The sequence below is a fragment of the Ideonella sp. B508-1 genome (assembly GCF_000333615.1).
GTDB lineage: Bacteria > Pseudomonadota > Gammaproteobacteria > Burkholderiales > Burkholderiaceae_C > Ideonella.
In genome coordinates, this window is the sequence record NZ_BADL01000439.1 from 1 (window position 1) to 1,620 (window position 1,620).

Here is a 1,620-nt window from a genome sequence, read left to right on the forward strand (position 1 = left end):
CACACACAGGAAGAGCCGCCATGGCCAACACGGACCCGGACTATGCGAGCGAGGTGCGCTTCGGCGTCGTCATGTACGGCGGCGTGGCGCTGGCCATCTACATCAACGGCGTGGCCAACGAGCTCTACGAGCTGGCCTGCGCCACCCCCAAGCGCGGCGACGTGCCCGCGCCCGAAGGCAGCACCCGGGCGGTCTACCGGCGCCTGTCCTGGCTGCTGCGCGACCCGGCCTTGCGTGCGGCCTACCTGGCCCACCTGGACGGGCAGGGGGCTGACCCCTTCGCCGCCGGCGATCCGCCCGACAGCGACACCCGGGTGCGCTTCGTGGTCGATGTCATCTCCGGCACCTCGGCCGGCGGCATCAACGGCATCTTCCTGGCCAAGGCCCTGGCCCAGGGCCAGGCCTTCGCGCCGCTCAAGACCCTGTGGGTGCAGGAAGGCGACATCGCCCGGCTGATCAACGACAAGGCCTCCTACGAGGGCATCGAGTTCGCCCGGCGCGAGGGGGCACCGCAGTCGCTGCTCAACAGCGACCGCATGTACCTCAAGCTGCTGCAGGCCATGGAGGACATGGCCCCGGCCGTGCCCCCGGTGGGGCAGGATGAATCGGCCCTGTCCGACGAGCTGGACCTCTTTGTCACCACCACCGACATCCGCGGCGCGGTGGTGCCGCTGCGCCTCTTTGACAAGGTGGTCTACGAGAAGCGCCACAAGCAGGTGATGCAGCTGCAGTACCGCGGCGCGGGCGGGCGTACCTTGTACAGCGACTTCCGCACCGAGCTCACGCCCTTCCTGGCCTTCGCGGCGCGCTGCACCTCCTCCTTCCCCTTCGCTTTCGAGCCGATGTCGGTGGACGATGCGCTGCGCCTGGCCCGGCTGCGGCCCGGTGGGGGCGGGGTGGAGGCCAGTGCCTGGCGCGGCTACCTCAAGGGCCTGTCGGCCGACGACCTGGCCAGCGGCCAGTGGCAGCGGCGGGCCTTCGGGGACGGTGGCTACCTGGACAACAAGCCCTTCAGCTACGTGGTGGACGCCCTGTCCTGGCGGCTCTCGGCCCTGCCGATGGAGCGCAAGCTGATCTACGTCGAGCCCACGCCGGACCACCCCGAACGCGAGCGCCAGGTCTTCGACGCCAAGCCCGACGCGCTGGAGAACGCGGTCGATGCGCTGACCCGCATCCCCCAGTACGAGACCATCCGCGAGGATCTGGAGGCGGTGCTCAAGCGCAACCGCCGCATCGAGCGGGTCGAGCGCATCGTCCGCCGCGTCGAACTGGATGTCGAAACACTCAAGGAAGAGCCCTTCGCCCGCGTGCTGCTGGACCAGGACGGCCAGGTGCCCGACTGGTCGGCCCTGGACCTGGGCGACATGATCCGCTACTACGGTGCAGCCTTCCTGCCCTACCGGCGCCTGCGCCTGGTCACGGTCAGCGACGACCTGGCCGACCGCCTGGCCATGCGCTGGGGCGTGGACCGCCACGCCGACCTGCAGTACGCGATGCGGGCCCTGGTGCGGGCCTGGCGCGAGGCGCACTACTACGAACACCGTGAAGAGGCCACGGCCGAACGCAGTGTCTCGGTCAACGCCTTCCTGGAAACCTACGACCTGGGCTACCGCCTGCGGC

At 69.9% G+C, this 1,620-nt stretch carries 1 protein-coding gene; it reads left to right on the top strand.

The window, feature by feature from the left end; genetic code table 11:
* Positions 1–20: 20 nt before the first annotated feature.
* Positions 21–1,620: patatin-like protein (locus I73_RS17755; RefSeq protein WP_022981844.1), on the top strand; the 1,600-nt coding region annotated here is incomplete at its 3' end.